This is a genomic window from Faecalimonas canis (assembly GCF_054601575.1).
In genome coordinates this window covers 26,761-49,061 of the sequence record NZ_BAAHSI010000027.1, presented here as the reverse complement: position 1 = coordinate 49,061, position 22,301 = coordinate 26,761, and the positions used below count along the sequence as shown (strand labels likewise).

At 37.7% G+C, this 22,301-nt stretch carries 12 protein-coding genes; 3 read left to right on the top strand and 9 right to left on the bottom strand.

The features are described from left to right. Positions 1-22: 22 nt before the first annotated feature. The 9 genes from abc-f to ACYPXO_RS08055 all read right to left on the bottom strand — a co-directional run bounded on the left by abc-f (position 23) and on the right by ACYPXO_RS08055 (position 17,654). Entirely contained in the window at positions 23-1,432 is a 1,410-nt protein-coding gene (gene abc-f, locus ACYPXO_RS08095; protein WP_459640080.1) for a ribosomal protection-like ABC-F family protein, read from the bottom strand. Positions 1,433-1,569: 137 nt separating this feature from the next. Beyond that, positions 1,570-2,253: a pilin N-terminal domain-containing protein gene (locus ACYPXO_RS08090; RefSeq protein ID WP_459640079.1), complete on the bottom strand. Its 684-nt coding sequence runs from the start codon at positions 2,251-2,253 to the stop codon at positions 1,570-1,572. After that, positions 2,246-3,073, bottom strand: coding sequence for a class C sortase (locus ACYPXO_RS08085; RefSeq protein ID WP_459640078.1), 828 nt, complete (start codon positions 3,071-3,073; stop codon positions 2,246-2,248). Before ACYPXO_RS08085 ends, ACYPXO_RS08090 begins: the two co-directional genes overlap by 8 nt. Positions 3,074-3,096: 23 nt before the next feature. After that, positions 3,097-4,527, bottom strand: coding sequence for a SpaH/EbpB family LPXTG-anchored major pilin (locus tag ACYPXO_RS08080; RefSeq protein ID WP_459640077.1), 1,431 nt, complete (start codon positions 4,525-4,527; stop codon positions 3,097-3,099). Then, positions 4,511-12,160, bottom strand: a complete 7,650-nt coding sequence (locus ACYPXO_RS08075) for a Cna B-type domain-containing protein (RefSeq protein ID WP_459640076.1) — start codon at positions 12,158-12,160, stop codon at positions 4,511-4,513. The genes ACYPXO_RS08080 and ACYPXO_RS08075 overlap by 17 nt, the downstream gene beginning before the upstream one ends. Positions 12,161-12,417: 257 nt before the next feature. Then, entirely contained in the window at positions 12,418-13,644 is a 1,227-nt protein-coding gene (locus ACYPXO_RS08070; RefSeq protein ID WP_459640075.1) for an MFS transporter, read from the bottom strand. 282 nt (positions 13,645-13,926) lie between these two features. Further along, positions 13,927-15,321, bottom strand: coding sequence for a 23S rRNA (uracil(1939)-C(5))-methyltransferase RlmD (gene rlmD / locus ACYPXO_RS08065; protein ID WP_459640074.1), 1,395 nt, complete (start codon positions 15,319-15,321; stop codon positions 13,927-13,929). Positions 15,322-15,407: 86 nt separating this feature from the next. Then, positions 15,408-16,349: a 3'-5' exoribonuclease YhaM family protein gene (locus tag ACYPXO_RS08060; protein ID WP_459640073.1), complete on the bottom strand. Its 942-nt coding sequence runs from the start codon at positions 16,347-16,349 to the stop codon at positions 15,408-15,410. Positions 16,350-16,367: 18 nt separating this feature from the next. Then, a complete protein-coding gene (locus tag ACYPXO_RS08055; protein WP_459640072.1) occupies positions 16,368-17,654 on the bottom strand; it encodes a S1C family serine protease in 1,287 nt (428 codons plus the stop codon). A gap of 139 nt (positions 17,655-17,793) precedes the next feature. Between ACYPXO_RS08055 and ACYPXO_RS08050 the strand changes: the two genes are divergently transcribed. The 3 genes from ACYPXO_RS08050 to ACYPXO_RS08040 are packed head-to-tail and all read left to right on the top strand — an operon-like array spanning position 17,794 to position 22,300. Then, complete coding sequence (locus tag ACYPXO_RS08050; RefSeq protein ID WP_459640071.1) at positions 17,794-20,169, top strand: endonuclease MutS2; 2,376 nt, start codon at positions 17,794-17,796, stop codon at positions 20,167-20,169. 21 nt (positions 20,170-20,190) lie between these two features. Then, positions 20,191-20,892: a response regulator gene (locus ACYPXO_RS08045; RefSeq protein ID WP_459640070.1), complete on the top strand. Its 702-nt coding sequence runs from the start codon at positions 20,191-20,193 to the stop codon at positions 20,890-20,892. A 1-nt stretch (position 20,893) separates the two neighbouring features. Continuing rightward, entirely contained in the window at positions 20,894-22,300 is a 1,407-nt protein-coding gene (locus ACYPXO_RS08040; protein WP_459640069.1) for a sensor histidine kinase, read from the top strand. Position 22,301 lies beyond the last annotated feature (1 nt).

The window sequence follows — 22,301 nt, the reverse complement described above, 5'->3', positions numbered from 1 at the left end:
CCTCTCTAAACGCCATATCATGCTACACCAAAAGCATTGTCGGTGAAAATTCCTCTATAAGTTGTTCAATCTGCATACGCGAATATATGTCCACAAAGTTAAGCGGTTCATCCCACACATACAAGTGTGCTTTCTCACATAAACTTTTCGCAATTAGAACCTTTTTCTTTTGACCTTCCGAAAAATCTCTCATATCCTCTTCAAATTGGATACGCTCAAAATCCATTTTTCTAAGTATCGCCTTAAATAAACTTTCATTTAAATTATGTTCTTCGGCAAACACTGACAAATTCCCTCTTAAATGAGAAGTATCCTGCGGAACATAGGAAATAATAAGACCGGAACCGATTGTTATCGTACCCGTATGTTCTATCGGATAATTTAACAACATTTTTAACAGACTACTTTTACCGCTGCCATTTTTCCTATCAATAAAAATGCGTTCTCCACGCTGTACTTCAAATTTTACCGGCTCAGAAATCTGATGTCCGTCATAAACAGCAGATACATCCGAAAATGATGCCAGTAAATTTGCATGATATTCCAACGGTTGCATTTTCAATATATCAACTGTTTCCCTATTTTTAAGCAATGACGATTTTTCCTCAATCGCCTTCTGCTGTCTTATCTCAATTGTTTTAGACCGTTTCATCATTTTTGCCGCTTTGTGACCGACATATCCTTTATCTGCCGCACCGATTTTAGACGCCTCCACCCGATTGGACCAGACCGCAGAACGCCTTGCGGATTTTTGTAAACGATTTATGTCTTTTTTTAGTTTTTCATTTTGTGCCAATTCAAATCTCTGTTGTCGCTCAAAATTTGTCATCCACGAAGAAAAATTTCCACTTTGTACCTCTATATCCGCTCTATTCAACGACAATATATGGTCAACACATCCGTCTAAAAATCGGCGGTCATGTGATACCAGAATAAATCCTTTTTTCTTTTTCAAGTATGCAGACACTTTTTCACGCGCCGTTTTGTCCAAATGGTTTGTCGGCTCATCTATAAGAAGAAAATGTTCCTCATTTAAAAAAAGTGCGGCAAGCAATACCTTGGTCTGTGCTCCGTTTGAAAGCGTTTCAAACGCCCTCCATAATACGTCAACTTCAACATCAAGATAAGATAATTCCCTCATGAGTTCCCACTCTTGCGCCTGCGGACAAATTTCCTGCAATACATTTTCCGTTATCTGTTTTTTATCAGACACTTTATATGGAAAATAATCAAATTGTACAGAACTGATAATCTTCCCTCCGTACTCATATTTTCCGAGAAAAAGATTTAATAAAGTTGTCTTTCCTCTTCCGTTTCTTCCCACAAAACCAAGTTTCCAATCCGTATCAATCTGAAAATTGACATGATCAAAAATCATATCGTAACTTGAAGAATATGAAAACGTAAGATTTTCTGCTCTAATCATCGACATTATAAGTTCCCTCCCTTACTCAAAATTTGTAATCAAAAAGACTGCAAGAACTTAACTCTTGCAGTCCACGATAATATATTATACCGCTTTTCATTATTTTCGCTTACTCTATCATAATTCAGGAAAAAAAGCAAGTATTATAATTCTCTGTCTTTTCGTTTTGATAAAGAAAGAGCAGCGATTATCATTATTGAAACAGAAATTAGCAGTATCCAAAAATTACTGTCTGATTCATCACTTGTTTCCGGTAAACTTGGTTTGTCTTGTTCCTGTGGTTCTCCCTTTTCACTTTCCCCTTCCGTATACTTTGGTTCAGCATAAATGTCATAAATCAATTTTCCGTCGCTGACCATTGGTACACTGACTAAAAATGGATTTGTTATATATTGTTTTTGTGCTGAAAGTTCCTGTCTGTTCTGAGTGACAAGATAAACGCCTTTTTCTAAATTGTTAAAAACCGTATATCCCTTTTTATCACTGCTTTTTTCATCATCCGGCTCTATCTTTTCCTTATAAGTATACTTTTCCAAATCAAATGCCAGTTCTTTTTTTTCTGAGGCATTCATCTTTTCGGAATACAATGGAAAAAAAGAAAACTGAGTTTTATTTACATAATGCCCATCTACATAATCGGCAATCTTCATTACCCTAAAACAATCCTTTTCAATTTGGATGCTTCCACTATCTGCATTGAAATGGCTATACAGCGTAATTGAGCCGACTCCTTTATCCTGTGCATAACTATCTCTGGAATGAAGGGAGAAGATAATAAAACATACAAGCAGCATTTTTATAATCTGAATTGCTCTTTTTTTAAACACGTTTCCTCCTCCTTATCCAAAACAATAAAATAAACAATATTAATAATACAATTAATAATATTTTCACCTCAAAAGGAATATGCAGTCCATTGTCTACCTCGTTTGATACTTTTTCAATAGCCTTTTCATAATCTGTTCTCGTTCCTCTTACAAGTAACCGATGTGTATTCACCGAATACGGCGTACACGTTACTAATGTCACATGATCTTCTCCGTCTACAATCATTATATCTTTCGTTTCTGTGGGAAGAACTGTCTTTATCTGATCAATTTGATAGGCCATTGTATTTCCAAGAACTTCAATGTAAAAAATATCGCCTGTTTTTAGTTTATCCAAATCCGTAAATAAATTGGAACTTGGCAAACCACGGTGTCCCGATAATACAGCATGAGTCCCAGCATCTCCGGTCGGCAAGGAAGTTCCTTCCATATGCCCGATACCTTTTTGCAAGACACTTTCCTTTACCGTATGATAAATCGGCAACTTTACATCAATAGCAGGAATTTGAATAAAGCCCATTATTCCGTCTTGAGAAGTACTTAATAATTTCATATAATCAGAATCTGTATTTTTCTCATTTGAAAATGGGTCGTATAACTCCTCATTTCCAATCAACGAAGAATTATACGCCCTTGCCTCTTCCAGCATCCGTGCTTTCGTCTGTTCATCAATCTCCTTTACTTCTTTTTTATATGAAGAAATGGCCTGTGAACTATTCATTCTCGAAAGATAGTCACTGAATGAAGGATAAAGCAATATTCCTAGAAAAAATATGAATCCGATAATTCTAATGAAATTGAATAAATTAATTTTTTTCATCCTACTTAAATATTATTCATTGTTTATTTTTTCTTTTTATTTCCTAAAAGGAAAGAAGCAGCAATAACTAAAATACCTACTCCACCGATAATAGTAAACATAACTGTACCAATTCCGCCTGTTTCCGGTAATAATGAGCCTGCTTTATTAATAACTTCTTGAGTATTTCCCGTTACCGTAACACTTTGTCCATTATTTTCTGTAGTAGCGCCAATCTTAATTTCTACCGGCGCACTTAGTTTGTTATATCCGTCTGGCGCTTTTGTTTCTACTAAACGATAATCGCCTTCGTCCAAACCTTCCACAGTAATTGTTCCGTTTGTAGATGAAACTAATTTTGTAGTAGTGTTTCCTTCTCCTTCTTTAGCAACTCTATAATTTCCATTTGTTAAATCCACAAATTTCACAGGAGTTCCCTTTACTTCAGTTCCTCTGTATAATTCAAATTCTGCTCCTGCTAAACCGTGTTTACTTTCGTCTACTTTGTTGATTGTCAACTTATGAGTATGAACATATACAGTATCCGGTGTTCCGTTATTTAATTTGTCCGGATCATTTCCCCAGTGTACATTGGCTGTATTTTTTTCCGGATTTGTAGAAACTGCCTTTTCATTTAATACGGCTGAATAAGTGAATACAATTTCTTCATTTGCCTTATCTTTATATTGGATAAAATTCGTAATGTTAACTGTAATTTTTTGTCCTTCTACATTTACTGTATACTTATCTTGTGTTAAAATCTGCTCTCCGATTTTCACCTGCAAGTCAAGTGTATCTTTTGTTACTGTTAAACCATTTGACATTGTATCTGTCAATTTAAAAGTATATGAATCAAATCCTGTCATATTCGGAACCATTGAAGTTACAGTAAAGTTCACTTTATCTCCAATCTGTGCAGAACTCCAATCCTTTCCGTCTGTTTTCTTATCTACTCCTGGTTCTTTTCCTTTTAAGTAAACATTCTGTGTATTTTTAGACAAAGTTGTGAAAGAAGGAGTAAATGTTTCCCCACTTGGAATAATCGCATAGTATCCAAAATCTAACGCTTTTGTTGCGTAAACTTTTGTTCCTGTTGCTCCTGTTAAAGTATCTTTTGCAGCAACTGAATTTGTAGTTACATATGTTTTAACCTTATCTTGAAAATCTTTTTTTGCCACATTTTCTTTAACATAGTTATATGCCTTGTCATCTTTTGACTCTCCAACAGCACCGCTTAATAACTCTTCTGTAAAGAATTTATCAAAGTCAGCATTGACTGTATATGCAACATGACTTCCTGATACTGTTGCGTTCATCATCTGATAAACTTTAAACTCTACTCCATTTACATCATGACTTCCTGTGTGAAAACTAATTGTTCCCTGTGTCCCTGCTGCTGAAACAGAAATGACACTTGCAAGCATCATCATCATTGCTGTTGTTACTGCCAGCATTCTCTTAATTACTTTTTTCATTTTCTCTTCTCCTTTTGAAACTTAATAAAATTATAGAAATCCCCAACAAACCAATTACGGTAAATAACAGAGTTCCTGCACCGCCTGTATTTGCTAAAAACGGTATATGCGTGTTCGTAATGGTGATTGTGTAACCGTCATTCGATATTTCTATTTTTGTATCGTAATCTTTTATCGGGTCTTCACTTAATTCGTATGTGTAATACGCATGTGTTCCATCATCTAATATCTTATATGCCGGCAAATCCTTAACAATATATTGCCAAACATTCTTCTCATTTGATGGAGTAATTTCTATCACTGGATTAAAATCCGTGTCCGTTTTCTTCTCTCCATTTATCATATATGTTCTAGATAAACGAACCGTAATCTTATCAGGTCTTATTCCTGCAAGATTGCTAAAATCTTTCCATATTTTGTTGATTGTTAAATGTATCATCTCATCGCAAGGATCTTGCATATCCGACGGCGGAGGTGTTGTCGTTCCCTCATTATCAACAACCTTTGTATCTTTCATCAATACCGCTTTGCTGTCAGAAACATAAATACCTGCCTCTTTTTCTTTTTTTCCATTAGAGAGGTCTGCTCCTTTTAAATCATCATATTCTTCAACTTTTATAATATGATGGATGAGAAATTCATTCCACTTTTCACTATTTTTGTCAGCTGTAGCAATTAAATTTCCGCCCTGACCAAATAAATTTGTAAATTCATCTTTTCCACGATAAATACGGTAGTTATTTCCCGCACCCTCAATATTTTTTATCGTGTTAAACTCATAAACTGACTCAAGAGAAGTCTTACCCGTAAATGCTCCGACTTGATTATGACTGCCTCGAATTGTATCTGCGTAATACATATCATTATTTTCTAAAAGTCCTTCATTATTAAATCCAATGAAACCGCCTGACATACCTTTTTCATGCATACCATCTTTATCATCGGACGCTCCGCCGCCAAATACATCATATCCTGCAGCAATACCTGTCACGGTAGAACTTTCTATCTTCGTACGGTTAGACTTAATAATACCAATCTTAACGTTCTCCGTATCTTTAATGTGATTTCCTTTATCACTTGTACAAGGTATTTCAATATAAGAATCTCCTATATGAACCTGTGCAACATCGCTTGTACCGTCACCGTTATTTTTCACTAAAGCAACAGATATTTTAAGGCCAAGCAAATTAACAGAAAGCACATCTCCGTCTGCAAGAACTTTAAGTTTTATAAATCCCAAGTCAATTTCTATCGCTCCCAGATTTTCCAAATCGTCAATATATAAAATATCCAACAAGTTGTTTACAATAGATAAAACAGGATCTAACAGTGTTTTCGAACCGGCATCAATATCTGCCAGATAAGAAAAACTGGTCTTGCCGGCAAATCCGCCTGCAATCTGGTCACTTATAACTTTTTTTAGATTTTTTGCATGACTTTCATCAATTTTGGCAAGATCTGCATAACCGGTAAATCCTCCTGCCATCGCTTCACTTCCACTCTGACTCGCAATGACATATCCATCCGCAAACCCTTCACTTGTACAGCGTTCTATATGCGAACCGAAATTGTCCATTACTCCGGCAGTTGCATTTAACAAACCACTCAAAACATTATCTGTCTGCACCTTGTCCAAATCAACTGCTCCGCTCTTGCCGAGATGTCCGATAAATCCACCGCTGTAATTGAGTGCAGTCACTTTATTTAAACCTGTGACTTTTGAATCTTTGACCGAACCGTTATACAGGCTTCCTCCAAATCCACCTGCATTGCCACTGTAAACTTTACTGTTCAGTGTTCCCATCTCAGTTTCTTCTTTTGCATCAACCATAAGTCCCTGCACAGTCGAACCCTGTACGGAAGCGTGATAGATATATGTTCTAAATGCATCAAGCACATCTAACTCACCAAGACCAATCAGACCCAAAATAGAATCTGACTGATTCTCTCCCACCTGAGCAACTGCTGAAACATCAGCCAATCCAAAGAAACCTCCGGCATACTCGCCTCCTGTAACACTTCTAACATTTTTAACAATAAGCGATTCCGTATTTTTATCCTTGTCACCAAAAACAGAACCACTTGTATTACCGACAAATCCGCCTGTTGCATATGCATACTGCGTCTGAGGATTACTTTCCTCTTTGTATGTACCATCAATAACAATTCCCCAACTATCCCATGCTTCTACTTTCGTATAGGATACTGTAGAAACGGTAGCATTCAATATTTTCGCAAGATTTCTTGCATCTCCAAGTAATACTCCTAAGACTTTTGAAAGCAAACCGTCATTTGAACCTACATTTACTTTCGCAGCACTTCCTGTCAAAATGCTTCCGGCAAAACCACCAACCGTATTTGTTCCTTTTACTTTTTTCAGATTACTTATCGCACAGAATTGTGATTCGTTTCCCTTTATCTGTCCGCCAACTACAATACCTGCAAAGCCTCCGGCATTTCCCTGTCCATTGTTAATGTCTGTTCCTTCGGCAATAATAGTCGCACCGGAACGATATCCTATTGATGAAGATGTTTGTATAACAGGAACAAACGTTTCAAGTACAGGTATGCTTCCGGTCACATCCAATCCTGCCAGTTCAAGACCGCCTACATTCGCTACTCCGGCACTCATCATTTCTCCGACGAATCCGCCACTGCTTCTAAATGCTAAAACATCTTTAACATCCAACGCATGCGCTGATGTAATCACACCGCCGTCCATACGTCCGACATAACCACCTGCCGCTCCGCCTTGAGTTGATAATGTTCCCGCCTGTTGACGTCCGGCTTTAACATCGTAACCGTATGCATACTGTCGAATAATCTCATCTAATTGCTGTTGATTTTCTACTTTTCCCAATTCTTGAAATTGCTGTCCATAACTTCCGTTGACGCCAACTGCATCTACCCATTTATTCCATGTTTCTACATCGAGTTTTCTTAACGGACCATAAACCGCTGTAGTTGTTTCCGTCGGATAAACAGCGCTCAACGCCTCAAGAGGATTGGACAGTTTAATAAGCCCATATAAAATGCTTATACTTCCTGTATCCGCAACGTTGGCACTTTCCACTCTTCCGCTGAAACCTCCGGCAAATTCATATCCATAGACAGAACGCAATCGAATAACTGCATTTTCTCTTTTGACAGCAGGTTTTTTACCATTCCACTCTCTGTCTGAATTTCCCTCAATTCGTCCTCCGAGATTATAACCGACATATCCTCCTGCCAAACCTCTAGGTCGTGTACTATCGCTCTCTCCTTCGGCACGAACCGTACTTCCACAAGGAGTCGCTGTTGTTTCTGAATTATAAATCATCGGAATAAATGACTGTAAAACGGATAACACATTTCCACTTGTTGTTAAAAGACCTCCAAGTACTTCTGTTTCTCCTATTACACTTGCAACATTTCCCGGTTGGAAATTTCCAACATAGCCTCCTGCCGTTTCCTGCCCTATAATACAGTTAAAATTGTAAACATTGCTGTTTTGAAGTTGTGAACCGTATATAGCACCGGAAAAACCGCCTGCATTTCCGATAACGTCGCTATTTCCCTTTTTCCCGTCTGCTCTGACGGAAAATCCGCCTACTGCTCCATAAACATTTGAATGTTCGATTTCTGAAGCAACAACATCAAGCGCCTGTGTTAATTGAGTTAACTGTAATATGCCCAATGCCTTTAAGCCGTCACCCAGCGAAGCTGAACTTCCAATGTCTAGTTTTCCAACGTAGCCACCTGCATTACTCACCCCGCTGACCGCATAACGTGACTGAGCAGCCTCAGTAAATTTCAACTGTTTCACATCACTATGGCTGATTTTCACGCCGCTTCCGTAACCGACATAACCGCCCGCCGAACCGGAATGCAAATCTATTTCATCCATAGAAATTGTTTCCACAACTAGTCCGTCCGAAGATACTCCGGCATATTTTACACTCGGAATATATACATTCAAAACATTTAATAAATTACTTAAATTAACATTAAGAACACCGTTTAATACCGATAATCCATTTGCCGAAGCAAGACCTCCCGAATACATTTTTCCGGCAAATCCGCCCGCATAATATTCTCCCTGAATATATTCCGCACCGTAAACCGCATACGGCTCGGTAAGTTTACTGTTATCAATCTTTCCACTCTGCATTTCACCGATAAATCCACCGGCATAACCTGCTTTTACCTGAGGTTCATTTTGTGAAATAAATTTTACGGTAACTTTCTCGAAATCCGACACAAGATAAGGTATTGCATTTAGCAATCCGTTGATTCCAAGCAATTTCAGTGCTTCTGTATCTTCTCCTGCCGCATCCGCCAGACCTCCCGTTTCGTTCTTTCCGCTAAATCCGCCGGCATAACCAAACTTCGTATCTGCTGTTACTTTCCTTAAGTTCATTACATTTGCGTCACTTATATGTACACTTGTAGATTTTCCGATAAATCCTCCGGCGTAATATTGTGTTTTATCGGACTCTACACTGTGCGAGCCTGTACAAGATACAACAAGTCCTGTCTGAATTCCGCCTACATTTGCATTATTTACCTTCAGTACGATTCCGTCTGCCAAGGACAATAAGTTAGACACTTTTATCAAACCTAAAATATTAAGTGCCCCTGTTTCCGCAAGACTTCCCGTGCCGCCGTGACCGATGAATCCTCCGGCATAATTTTGTGCCGTCACTTCTTTCAACTCGGTAATATTAATGTTGGAAATATCTCCTCCGATTGCACGTCCCGCCATACCGCCGGCATAATCATTTACAGCGGTAATACTTGCACCACTTGAACTGTTCGTGACTTGTGTATCGCCTATCTCAAATTTTAGGAAATTTCCTATTCCCAATACCTTGTTGAGTAATCCCGCTGCACTTGCAGTTCTTGCCTCGCCAATAATGCCTCCAACGAAATTTTTCCCTTTTACTTCATTAAGGTTTGTCACCGTATTTTTTCTATTCTTCACCGTATAGTTAAGAATCGGCAAGACTTTCTTCCATATGAATGATTTCTCGCTTAACTCTGATGAAGAAATAATTTTCACACCGTCACCTTGACCGGCAAGTCCGCCTGCGTAATCTTCAACTGCATTTACACTTAACAAACCGTTTATTTCATTCCCAGCCAAAACGGATGGACTTACTCCCGTTAAGGAAAGTAATGCATTTTCCTCATCGCCTGTAAGTGTTCCCGACAGTATTTTGGAAATCAGACTCACTAAGTCTTTCTTTCCGGTATAAAATTCTCCTAAAGAAATCGCTTGTCCCAAAGTTGCGATTCCACTCATTCCACCGGAGAATTTATTTGCCTTAATCCGAGTTGAACCTGTAATCGTATTGTCAACTAAGAAACTGTTTGCCAGCGCTCCGGTCATTCCGCCACCGTATTTTTCGCTTGCCGTGATTTGCAACGTATCCGTCTTTACTTCACAGCCCAATATAAATGAATTTAACCGAATAGACTGAATCAAATCTACTCCAAGATTGTCTAATAGCCCTACCAACTCTGCATTAGCAGTAAATCCGCTAAATCCACCTACCATATTCTTTCCGTTTAATGACAAATCCGAAACTTGAACGGAACTTGTTTTAACAACTGTTCCTACCATTTTCCCCGCAAATCCACCAACATAATTCTGCTTTGCATTTCCGATACTTAACGTACCGTTATGAATAACATGGCAATTGGTAATTTCCGGATTTTTATATCCTGTAGGAATTAAACTGTCTAATTGGATAATATTCCCATCCAATAGCACATGAATCAATGTTCCAAGGTCAATAAATGGAAGTACATTCAGAACTTCTTCAAGGACTCTTACTACAAGACCTAATGTTTCCTGTAGTTTTCCATATTCGGTAACTCCTTCAATATATCCTGCAAATCCACCAACATAATCATGAACATTTGATAATTTTCCTACATTTTCCACTTCACAGTCTTCAATACTTACATCTCCGCTTATCCGTCCTGCAAAAGTACCTGTTGCAAATACAGTCGGATCACTGTTTTTATCCGGATTTAACAAATTATCAAGCACATTTCCTAGGTCTCCCAATAAAGTACCCAATATAGTACCAAGTATCTTTAAAAGTCCATCTATCAAGCCCCTGTTATCTTTGATTTTTTCCGCATTATTCTGTACGGAGATATTCTGTAATTTAATGTTTTTCACAAGTACTTCTTGGTCGGATACACCTATCTGTTTTTTAGAAGTAGACATGATGCTTCCGAAAAATCCAATTCCTGATTGTTTTGTCGTATCAATCGGTTTTGTCTGATTTACATTGATGTTTGAGATAATCGGTTTATTCGTTGCAATAATCCCATTGGCATCCCATAAACTTCCCTGCGTATCCGCCTTAGCACCAAGCATTGTTCCTGAAAACATTAATGGGGTCCAATCTACATTTTGCAAATCAATATCTCTAAAAATAATATAATCCGCATTTTTAGAATACTTTAAATCTTTATAGATATGTTTAATATCTCTTTCTGTAATTGACTTATCCGGCTCACCTGTTTCACTATTATATCCGACAACTTCTGAACCTCCCAATAAGTTTCCAAGAATACCGCCTAAAATATCTCTGACAGTTCCTATCAAACCTTTGTTATAATCAATATGCATAAGTTCGTCCGGTATCGGATTCTTATCAAAATATTTAAACTTTTCTCCGCCATAAGTAACATCTTTTCCAAAATCAGCATCCCCCGGATATAGTGGGATATATTTTTCCTGCCCTATAAGAGGATTTTTGTAAAGAAATAACGTAGGAGTAACAGATTTATCTGAACCAATTGCTTTTAACTGCTGCCTATTTCCAATTAAAATATATTTTTTGCCATTGATTTCTTTATAGACTTGTCCATAATAATCCCTGCCCGACAAATCAGTATTTTCCCAATTTGAAGAAGCATATGTCACTTTCTTTTCTTCCCGTTCTTTTTGCTCGACTAAAACTTCATTAGCCGGACGTTTAGACGTAAAATATTTTGATAATACATAATTGTGATTTTGACTATATGTAAGATATTCTCCACCGTTTTGTTTATATACAAGTTTCCCTTTACCGAATTGATTAACATCATAGTCAAGTGATAATACAGGAGATTGACTGTCCTCGCTTTGATTATTCACAAGTAAGTCTAGTTGATATGAATTGTAGATGTAAATAATGTCGCGTTGTTCGTCATACAGCTGATTCTTGATTTGATTATCTTTAGATGTAAAAGTTCCTGTGAATCCTTCCGGAAGATTCCACCTTTCACAATCGAGAGGAATATCGTTTTCTAATACATAATCACCGTCTAACGCATAAGTTACTTGTTCATTCTCATCGACAACATAGTTTCCTAATCCAAAAGTTTCTTCCTCACTATCTTTATCTTTCAACTTTTGATTTGTACCAATTGCCTTTAATTGCGAAAGATTATAAATATGAATTTTCCCCTCTGAATAAACTCGCTCAAAATCATCAGATATGTTTTGCGGTTGCGTTTCAGCACTTTGTGTATTTCCCTCTGATACACTCTCATTCGTTTCGTTTGCTGCCATTACGCGAAAATTGGAAATGAACAATGAAATACATAACACAATGGAAATTATCTTTGCCCATTTCAATTTTTTTGTCATCTTTTGTAAAATCCCTCCTCATCCGTTTATATATAAATAATATGTCATCTCATGTCGAAAAACCGATTATTTTGCGATATGAATGACTACTTATACTATATCAAACTCCCAAAAATTTACAAGACTTTAAGGGTTTTTTCTTTTAAATATCTGAAAAAAAAAAAAAAAAATAGAGTTGTAAACGCAAATATACTCTTTCCCAAGAAACAATTTTGTATGATTTAAACTGTTTTTGAAAAAGAGTATATACTAATCCCTTATTTATAAAGTAACGAAAAAGCTTTCCTGTCTTTTTGGCGAAGAATATAATAACCTACAACATTCATAACACCTATAATTACGATGAACAACCACACATTCTGCATAGACATCATATCAGCCATACTACCTACAACTTTCTGCCCGCCTAATTGAAAAGTTCCCGCAAACACGGTATAAAAGGAAGAAAATCTTCCCCTATGTGATGCCGGAATACGTCTTGTCAAATATGGCTGCCTCCCTAATGTTTCGCAAATCTCTCCGAGTGTAAAAACTATCATGGATACAAACCAAACAACAAGTACATTTTGTATAAATATATAGGCGGAAAATCCAATCACAATCAAAATCTGCCCTATGAGAAGCCGTTCCACATCCCGAATACGCACCATAACCCTCGTAAGTATCGGTGTCCCGACAATTACAACAAACGCATTTACACTTGTAAGCGTGCCAAACAGAACTGCCCCTTGCTCCCCATAAGATTGCTCTAAATTCAGAGGAAGCAGAAAATTAAACTGATTATAAACTAGCATCCAAATACCGCCACATAACATAAATAGCATTAACAGTTTATTTTCCCATAAAACCTGCCAAATACTATGTCCTTCACGGACTTCTTCATACTGACCGGACACTTCCTGCGTTTTCACCGGTGTAATATCCTTGATAAAAAGGAATATCAGCACAGTTGATGAAAATGTCGCCACACTGCTAATGAGAAATGCAAGCGAAAGATGTTTTGCAAATAAAAATCCACCTATCGTTGGCGCTAATACCAAACCAAGATTTACACCCAAATAGTTCAGACTGTACGCCCGTTCTCTATCCTCTACCGAAGATAAATCTGCTACTAACGCATCGTAACTTGGCCATTCCATCTGTGCAAAAATAGCAGCTAAAGCCAGCAACGGTATCACCTTCTCCGACATTGGCAGAAATGCACATATAAAGTAACTTATAACTGTCACCATGTCACATATAATAATTAAATTTCGTTTGTTAAACCTATCTGCCAATTTTCCGCCGATTAGTGTACACGGAAGTTGAGCAATACCGAGGAGAATGAGAATACTGGCAATCTGTGATGCCGAATATCCCAATTTATTTTTCAGTATTAATGTCATCATTGGCCAAATAAGCGCCCCCATATTTGTCACAACCCTGCCCCAGAACAAAATATAGAGTTCTTTTCGCATTCCAAAATACTGTCTGATGTATTTCATTCTTTTGCCCCCTTTGTCATCCGTTCTTTTTGTAAAAATTCCTTTAGATAATTCATTATTGCGTTTTATTATAGACCTAGGATTTTGGTGTGTCAAATTATTTGTGGGATTTGATAGAATTTTAGGAATATTTACATCTCAATATAGCAGAATGTAAACAGAACCGGATTACTAGTCATTAGTAAACTAAATAGAATATCAAAAGCGGGTGCCCCGTAAACACTGTTACAAAACATCCGCTTTTTCTATACACAAAAAATGTATGATACACTTAAAAAATATCTACACATTTTCTCTTTCCAGTAGGCATACGCTCTCCACATGCACCGTCATCGGAAACATATCCACCGCCCGAACCTTTTCCAATCGATACCCATTTCCGCACAAATACTTCAAATCTCTCGCCAGCGTAGCCGAATCACAACTCACATACACAATCCTCTTCGGGCTCATTTCCACCATTGTATGAAGCAACGTTTCATCACAACCTTTTCGTGGTGGGTCAACAACAATCACATCTGCATACGCCTTTTCACCATCATGCTCCCTAGTATAATTTTCATAATATTCGGGCAAAATTTCTTCCGCCTTCCCTACGAAAAACTCCGCATTTTTAATTCCATTAATCTCTGCATTTCTCTTTGCATCATCAATTGCCTGTGGAACAATTTCCACACCATATACTGTTTTTGCCTTTTGAGCCAAAAACAAAGAAATTGTACCAATTCCACAATATAAATCCCACACCGTTTCCTCGCCGGTCAACCCCGCATAATCCAACGCATATTGATACAAATTTTTCGTCTGCTTCGGATTTACCTGATAAAAAGAAAGTGGAGAAATCTGATATTTTACATCTCCGATATAATCTGTGATATATTCCTGTCCCCAAAGTAAACGGATATTTTTGCCCATAATCACATTCGTATTTTCTTTATTTATACTGTAGGTAATACTCGTCATTCCTTCAATTTTTCGTAAGTTATCCACTAATTTTTCGCTGTGAGGAAAATTATCCCCATTTATCACAAGACAAACCATAATCTCTTTGGTAGTAAAACCAAATCGGATTAAAACATGACGTACAATCCCCTTTCCTGTTGTTTCATCGTAGGCAGTGATATGATATTTATTCATAAAATCTAAAATAATTTGCAAAATTTCTCCATTTTCCTCACGTCCTAGTGAACATTCTCTATTCGGAATAATCTGATGCGTTCTTCCCGCATAAAAGCCAGTTACAATCTGACCGTTTTTATCCGTCCCGAATGGAAACTGTGCTTTATTGCGGTAGTGAAACGGATTATCCATTCCACAAATTTTCTCCATTACAGTGTCCAAAAATTCAGAAGAAAATCCACCTATTCTCTCTAAATTTCCACGCACCTTTTTTTCTTTAAATTCTAACTGCTTTTCATAGGAAAGTTCTTGAATCTGACATCCTCCGCACTGTCTTGCTACCGGACATTTCGCTACCATACGGTCTTTTGAAGGTTCTAAAATATTAATCAACTTAGCATAACCATAATTCTTCTTCGCTTTCATCACCTTAACTTCTGCCACATCACCAATAACTGCATCTTTTATAAAAAGTGTATAGCCGTCAACTTTGCCTATACCCTCACCATTTACACCTATATCTTCTATTTTTACTACTGCTGTTTCATTCTTCTTCATACTTACTCCTTCATTTCGGGACACGGTAAACTTCAATCGGGGACGTAGCATTTCTTAATTTTACTACGTCCCCGTTCACACTTTTATCACAAACTGGTTCTTCTTAAATTCGATTCAAACAACCTATTATATCCAAGCCATTCGCTTCCCTGTTTATCCTTAAATATTTCTGTTAATGTCTGCATTTTCGCATCTGTACTATCCGCAAAATTTAACGCAACTGCCTCAGCAAGTGCCGGTTTTTTAGGGGAACCGTACTCTAACTCCCCGTGGTGTGCTAAAATACAATGTTTTAATTCGCTCGCCAATTTTTGTGGAAAACCGTCAATGGTACGAATTGCATCATGTATCATTTCTACTCCGATTACGATATGACCTAATAACTGTCCGTCATCTGTGTAATCGTTTTCTGGAAATGCGGATAATTCTTTTGTTTTTCCAATATCATGGAAAATTGCTGCCGTGAATAATAAATCTTTGTTTAAAATCGGATACGCTCCCACATAGTATTCACAAAGTTTTACAATGCTTAATGTATGTTCTAACAAGCCTCCCGCAAAACCATGATGTACTGTTTTTGCTGCCGAATGTCCTTTAAACTGTCTGATGAACGTTTCATCATTGACAAAATAGTATTCTAACGCCTGACGGCAATATATATTATTGACCTGCCTAATATATCCGAGCAATTCATCGTACATTGCATCTACACTTTTTTCACTTGTCGGCATATAGTCTGCCGGATTGTATTCATCCTCGAATGCTTTTCGGATTTGTCGAATGTTTAACTGGAGCGTACCGTTATAACTGATAACTTCCCCAAAAACTTCAATGAAATCCATTTCATCATAATCTGCTATTCCGCTGGAATTTGGATCCCACACTTTTCCATCTAACGTTCCTGTTTTGTCCTGCAAAATCAGATTGTCATACGGTTTCCCATTTCTTGTTTCCGCAGAACGTTTTGTTTTACATAAATAAATGTCCCTAACTGTTTCACCCTCATGTAATGTGTTAATATACTTCATTTCTTTCCTCTTTCTTTTCTATTCTTTGCTTCCAACGGTTACAGCAAATTTTATTTCCACATATCCGTTATTGCTTCTTCGTTTTCCGCTTAATTCTATCTGTGTTCCCGACTCATATTCTAAAATCGCATTCTGATAGGCATCCTGTGTAGTTATTTTTGTTCTTCCTACACTTGCAATAATATCTCCACACTGAATACCCGCTGCCATCGCCGGAGAATCTTTCTCTACATTTTTGACATATAATCCTTGCGGAAGTCCTTGCTCCTCCTCAATTTTTGCCGTGATTTCCGCCCCTGTAATTCCTATATAGGAAACGCTTTTTCCGTTAGATAAAAGTTCGATTTCTGTTTTTAAATCAGAAATTGCCAATGCATTTGACGTAGATACTTTTTCACTGCCGGACAAATTAGGTTTAATCATACCGACAACTTCCCCCGCCGTATTAATGAAAATACCGCTTCCATTATTACTGCCCGGAATATCCGTCAAAATCATACGATAATCTCCGTCAGCAAAAGATATTTCTTTGCCGATTGAACTCGCAATACCATAACTGATTGCATCCGAATAACCAAATGGTTTCCCAAGTGCAATCAATGTATCTCCTTGCGTTACCAAATTAGAATTTCCCAATTCAAGTGCCATTATCTGCTGAGTAGTCGTACTTTTCAGCATTGCTTTTTTCACACTAAATACGGCTATTCCTAAGTTTTTATCCTGCTTTTTCATCTCCGCACCATATGTGCTTCCGTCGCAAAACGTACAGTTTAAACTTTCCGCATCTTTTAAAACAGAATTATTTGCCAAAACAAGAATTTCCACTCCCGTATCTGCAATTATCACGCCGGACACACTATTTACCGTGTCATATGTTTCTTCAATCCACCCTTCTTTTCCGTGAATTCCCCGAACTTCCACGACACCTCTCTCCGCTTTTTTCGCCACTTCAAATAATGCCTCGTTTAATTGTTCATGGCTTTCCAATGTCATCTCAGGACTGTTGGTCTGAACCTGCTCCTCTTCTTTTGCCGGTTCTTTCTCTTCCTTATCTTTAGGAATAGTTACTTTATTTGTATTTTGATTGAAAGTCGATTCTGCCCATGGTTTTAACGCAAAAAAGCCGACACATGACATCAGACCGAAAAGAATCCCGCAAACCGCTATTATTGTCATGCGGCCCGCCAGTTTTCTGCCTGTCATCTGCTCTGACTTAATTGTTTCCTGTAAAAAGGAAAATTCTTTCTTTTCCTCTTCATGCTCATTTGAATATTCCTTTGGGATTTTATTTGATTCCATAGACATTCATTGACTCCTTTATTCTCCTTTTTATAGTATACATGATTGATGTTCATTGTTCAATATTTTCCTTTTCATTGCTCTTTAAATAGGGTAGAATGTAACTTAAAGGACTTTGTAATTTGCTAGAAAATTGAGGTGGAATATGAATAAAAAAGCACAATTAAAATTAGAATACAATAAAATCATTGATTTGTTGGAAGAACAGGCTTCCTCTCCCAGCGGAAAACAACGTTGTAAAAAATTAAGTCCGATGCTTAATATCGGAGATATTAACTTGGCTCAGGAACAAACAGCGTCCGCATTTACAAGAATCGTGAAGAAAGGACGTATTTCTTTCAGTGGATGTTATCCGATAGAAGATTCCCTGATGCGTCTTGATGTAGGCGGAGTTTTGACCTGTAACGAACTTCTGCGTATTGCAAAACTTCTGCAAGTGACAAACCGTGTAAAATCTTTTGGCCGGCACGACACAGCAGATGATTTGGAAGATTGTCTTGACCCTTATTTTAACCAGTTAGAACCATTAAGCATTTTGTCAAATGAGATTTCCCGCTGTATTTTAGGTGAAGATGAAATTAGTGATGACGCCAGCAGTACACTGAAACATATCCGAAAAAGTATTCAGTTACTAAATGAACGCGTTCACTCCACACTGAACTCACTTGTTAACGGCTCACTGAAATCCTATTTACAAGATTCTCTTATTACAATGCGTGGTGACAGATACTGTATTCCCGTAAAAGCAGAATACAGAAGTCAGGTGTCGGGAATGATTCATGACCAGTCCTCCACAGGTTCTACTCTTTTTATCGAGCCTATGGCGATTGTCAAATTAAATAATGACTTAAAGGAATTGTACGGAAAAGAACAGGAGGAAATTCAGGTAATTCTCGCAAGATTAAGTGATGAAACAGGCGAATATATTCAGGAACTGCGGACAAACTTCGCCATTCTGACAGAATTAGACTTTATTTTTGCCAAAGGAATGCTCGCACTTTCCATGAACGCCAGCAAACCGCTTTTTAATACAAAAGGATATATTCACATCCGTGAAGGACGTCATCCTCTTTTAGATAAGAAAAAAGTTGTTCCAATCACATTAACTTTGGGCGGTGATTTCGATTTGCTTATTATCACCGGTCCAAACACAGGCGGAAAGACTGTTTCTCTGAAAACAGTCGGTCTATTTACTTTAATGGGCCAGGCAGGGCTCCATATCCCTGCACTTGACCGTTCTGAACTTGCAGTATTTCATGAAGTTTATGCGGATATCGGAGATGAACAGAGCATTGAACAGAGCCTCAGTACGTTCTCATCCCATATGACAAATATCGTATCATTTTTAAAAGACGTTGACGAACATTCTCTTGTTCTTTTTGATGAATTGGGTGCGGGAACCGATCCAACCGAAGGGGCAGCATTGGCAACTGCCATTTTATCTCACCTACATCAAAGAGGCATTCGCACAATGGCTACAACCCATTACAGTGAATTAAAAGTATTTGCCCTTTCTACCGATGGTGTAGAAAATGCCTGTTGTGAATTTGATGTAGAAACACTTCGCCCTACCTATCGGCTTTTACTCGGTATTCCGGGAAAAAGTAACGCTTTTGCCATTTCAGGCAAACTGGGATTGCCGGACTATATTATTGACGAAGCCAAACGCCAGTTATCTGAACATGATGAATCTTTTGAAGATTTACTCTCTGATCTTGAAGAAAGCCGAAAAACAATAGAAAAAGAGCGAGCGGAGATTGCTTCATATAAACTGGAAATCCAACAATTAAAATCTCGTGTAGAGAAAAAACAGACTCGTCTGGACGAGCAGAAAGAACGCATTCTTCGTGAGGCAAACGAAAAGGCAAATACAATTCTCCGCGAGGCAAAAGAAGTTGCCGATGAAACAATGAAAAACTTCCGTAAATTCGGAAAAGAAAATATTTCCGTTGCTGAAATGGAAAGAGAGCGTGAGCGTCTTCGCCAAAAAATTTCCAAGACACAGGAAAAATCTTCACTACAGACAAAAAAACCAAAGAAACAACATAAACCGGGTGATTTCAAACTTGGCGAATCCGTAAAAGTACTTAGCATGAACTTAACCGGAACAGTCAGTTCTCTTCCGGATGCTAAGGGAAATCTATTTGTACAAATGGGAATTTTACGTTCCCAGGTAAATATTTCCGACTTGGAAATCATTGAAGAACCAATGACAATTACCGCCAAACAGATGCGTAGAACATCAAACGGAAAAATGAAAATGAACAAATCACTTTCCGTAAGTCCTGAAATAAATCTGCTTGGAAAAACCGTTGATGAAGCAATCGCTGAATTGGATAAATATTTAGATGACGCTTATCTTGCACATCTAAGCCCTGTACGAATTGTACACGGAAAAGGAACAGGTGCTTTGCGTCAGGGGATACACAATTATTTAAAACGTCTTAAATATGTAAAATCATACCGCCTTGGCGCTTTCGGTGAGGGGGATGCCGGTGTAACTATCGTTGAGTTCAAATAAAAGAAAAGGAGATACTTATTTATGGTAACAAAACAAAAAATCCTAATTGTAGATGATGATGAAAACATCGCAGAATTGATTTCTCTCTATCTAACAAAAGAATGCTTTGACACAATGATGGTACATGACGGCGAGGATGCCCTGACTGCTTTTGACACTTATCAGCCGAATTTAATTCTTCTCGACCTGATGCTGCCCGGCATTGACGGTTATCAGGTTTGCCGTGAAATCCGTTCAAAATCTAATACACCGATTATCATGCTCTCCGCAAAAGGCGAAGTCTTTGACAAGGTGCTTGGATTAGAACTTGGCGCTGACGATTATATGATTAAACCTTTTGATGCGAAAGAACTTGTGGCGAGAGTGAAAGCCGTTCTTCGCCGTTATCAGCCTGCTAAACAGGAAACTCCTGCGGCAGATAAAGGTAAATGTGTTTCTTACCCCGGCATTGAGATCAACCTGACAAATTATTCTGTCACGGTTGATGATATACCTGTAGAAATGCCCCCTAAAGAGTTAGAATTGCTGTATTTTCTCGCCTCATCACCAAATCAGGTCTTTACACGCGAACAGTTGTTGGATCAGATTTGGGGTTATGACTATATTGGAGATACCCGAACGGTAGACGTGCATATTAAACGACTGCGCGCAAAAATCAAAGACCATCCTACATGGAGTCTTGGAACGGTTTGGGGAATCGGCTATAAATTTGAGGTAAAATAATATGCGAAGTACCCTTTATCTAAAATTTATTTTAATTTATATCGCTTTCGGCTTTCTCAGTATTTTCACAGTAGCCACTTTAGGTTCTACCCTCCTTGCAACCAATCTGGAAAAACAGATTGGCGGAGAACTGTATAAGGAAGCTAACTTAATGGCAAAAGACTACCTGCCCGGATTTTTTACAAATACGCTGTCGCTAAGTGACACACAGGTACAATTGAACGGAATGACTACTTATCTGGATGCAGATGTGTGGATTACCGACCAAGACGGAGAACTTCTCCTCTCATCACAGAATAGTCCTTCCTCCTCTGTTCCTATAGAAATTGAAAAATTCAATCCGGCAGAAACGGGGAGTGAGCAGTATCTTGTCGGCGATTATCATGCCTCTTTCCAAGAAGAAATGATTACGGTTATCGCCCCCATTACACAAGGATTTTATACAAAAGGATATATTTTAATTCATAAGCCATATTCAGATTTAACTGAGATAAAAAATTCGATTTTAAATGTTGTGTACATTACATTACTCGTCATTTATGTTTTATCTTTTTCCATTTTACTCGGACTGCACTTTTTCATTTATCGTCCACTCCGCAAAATTACGGAAGCAGCAAAACAATATGCATCGGGAAATTTGGAACACGAAATACACATTAATACAGATGATGAAATCGGATACCTGTCTGCATCTTTAAACTATATGTCAAACCAATTGAGAGATATGAACAGTTATCAGAAAAAATTTATTGCAAATGTTTCTCACGATTTCCGTTCTCCTCTCACATCCATAAAAGGATATATAAATGCTATTGCAGACGGAACAATTCCGGTAGAAATGTATGATAAATACTTAAATATCATTTTATTTGAAACGGAACGTCTTACTGATTTGACGCAGGATTTACTTACGTTAAATGAATTTGACACAAAAGAACTTTTGTTGGACAAAACTTCTTTTGACATACACGAAATTATCCGCACTACCGCAGTTTCCTTTGAAGGAAGATGCACCGCAAAGAAAATTTCCATTGAACTTTTGTTTGCCTCTAAAACACTTTTGGTCTACGCAGATAAACGAAAAATCCAACAGGTTTTATATAATCTGCTGGATAACGCAGTTAAATTCAGCAGTCCTGATTCTAGTATCTACATAGAAACAACTGAACTTGGCGGAAAAATTTTTATTTCCGTAAAAGATACGGGTATCGGTATTCCGAAAAAAAGTATTCATCAGATTTGGGAACGTTTTTATAAGACCGATTTATCCCGAGGAAAAGATAAAAAAGGAACCGGTCTTGGTCTTGCTATTGTAAAGGAAATTATAAAAGTTCATGGAGAAAGTATTAATGTTATAAGTACCGAAGGCGTAGGAACAGAATTTATTTTCTCACTTTCTAAGAAATAAA

Excerpts from the sequence above, each read along its gene's own strand:
- ACYPXO_RS08040 (WP_459640069.1), top strand. The coding sequence starts at position 20,894 with ATGCGAAGTACCCTTTATCTAAAATTTATTTTAATTTATATCGCTTTC.
- ACYPXO_RS08070 (WP_459640075.1), bottom strand. The coding sequence starts at position 13,644 with ATGAAATACATCAGACAGTATTTTGGAATGCGAAAAGAACTCTATATT.
- abc-f (WP_459640080.1), bottom strand. The coding sequence starts at position 1,432 with ATGTCGATGATTAGAGCAGAAAATCTTACGTTTTCATATTCTTCAAGT.
- ACYPXO_RS08045 (WP_459640070.1), top strand. The coding sequence starts at position 20,191 with ATGGTAACAAAACAAAAAATCCTAATTGTAGATGATGATGAAAACATC.
- ACYPXO_RS08060 (WP_459640073.1), bottom strand. The coding sequence starts at position 16,349 with ATGAAGTATATTAACACATTACATGAGGGTGAAACAGTTAGGGACATT.
- rlmD (WP_459640074.1), bottom strand. The coding sequence starts at position 15,321 with ATGAAGAAGAATGAAACAGCAGTAGTAAAAATAGAAGATATAGGTGTA.
- ACYPXO_RS08055 (WP_459640072.1), bottom strand. The coding sequence starts at position 17,654 with ATGTCTATGGAATCAAATAAAATCCCAAAGGAATATTCAAATGAGCAT.
- ACYPXO_RS08050 (WP_459640071.1), top strand. The coding sequence starts at position 17,794 with ATGAATAAAAAAGCACAATTAAAATTAGAATACAATAAAATCATTGAT.
- ACYPXO_RS08075 (WP_459640076.1), bottom strand. The coding sequence starts at position 12,160 with ATGACAAAAAAATTGAAATGGGCAAAGATAATTTCCATTGTGTTATGT.
- ACYPXO_RS08080 (WP_459640077.1), bottom strand. The coding sequence starts at position 4,527 with ATGAAAAAAGTAATTAAGAGAATGCTGGCAGTAACAACAGCAATGATG.
- ACYPXO_RS08085 (WP_459640078.1), bottom strand. The coding sequence starts at position 3,073 with ATGAAAAAAATTAATTTATTCAATTTCATTAGAATTATCGGATTCATA.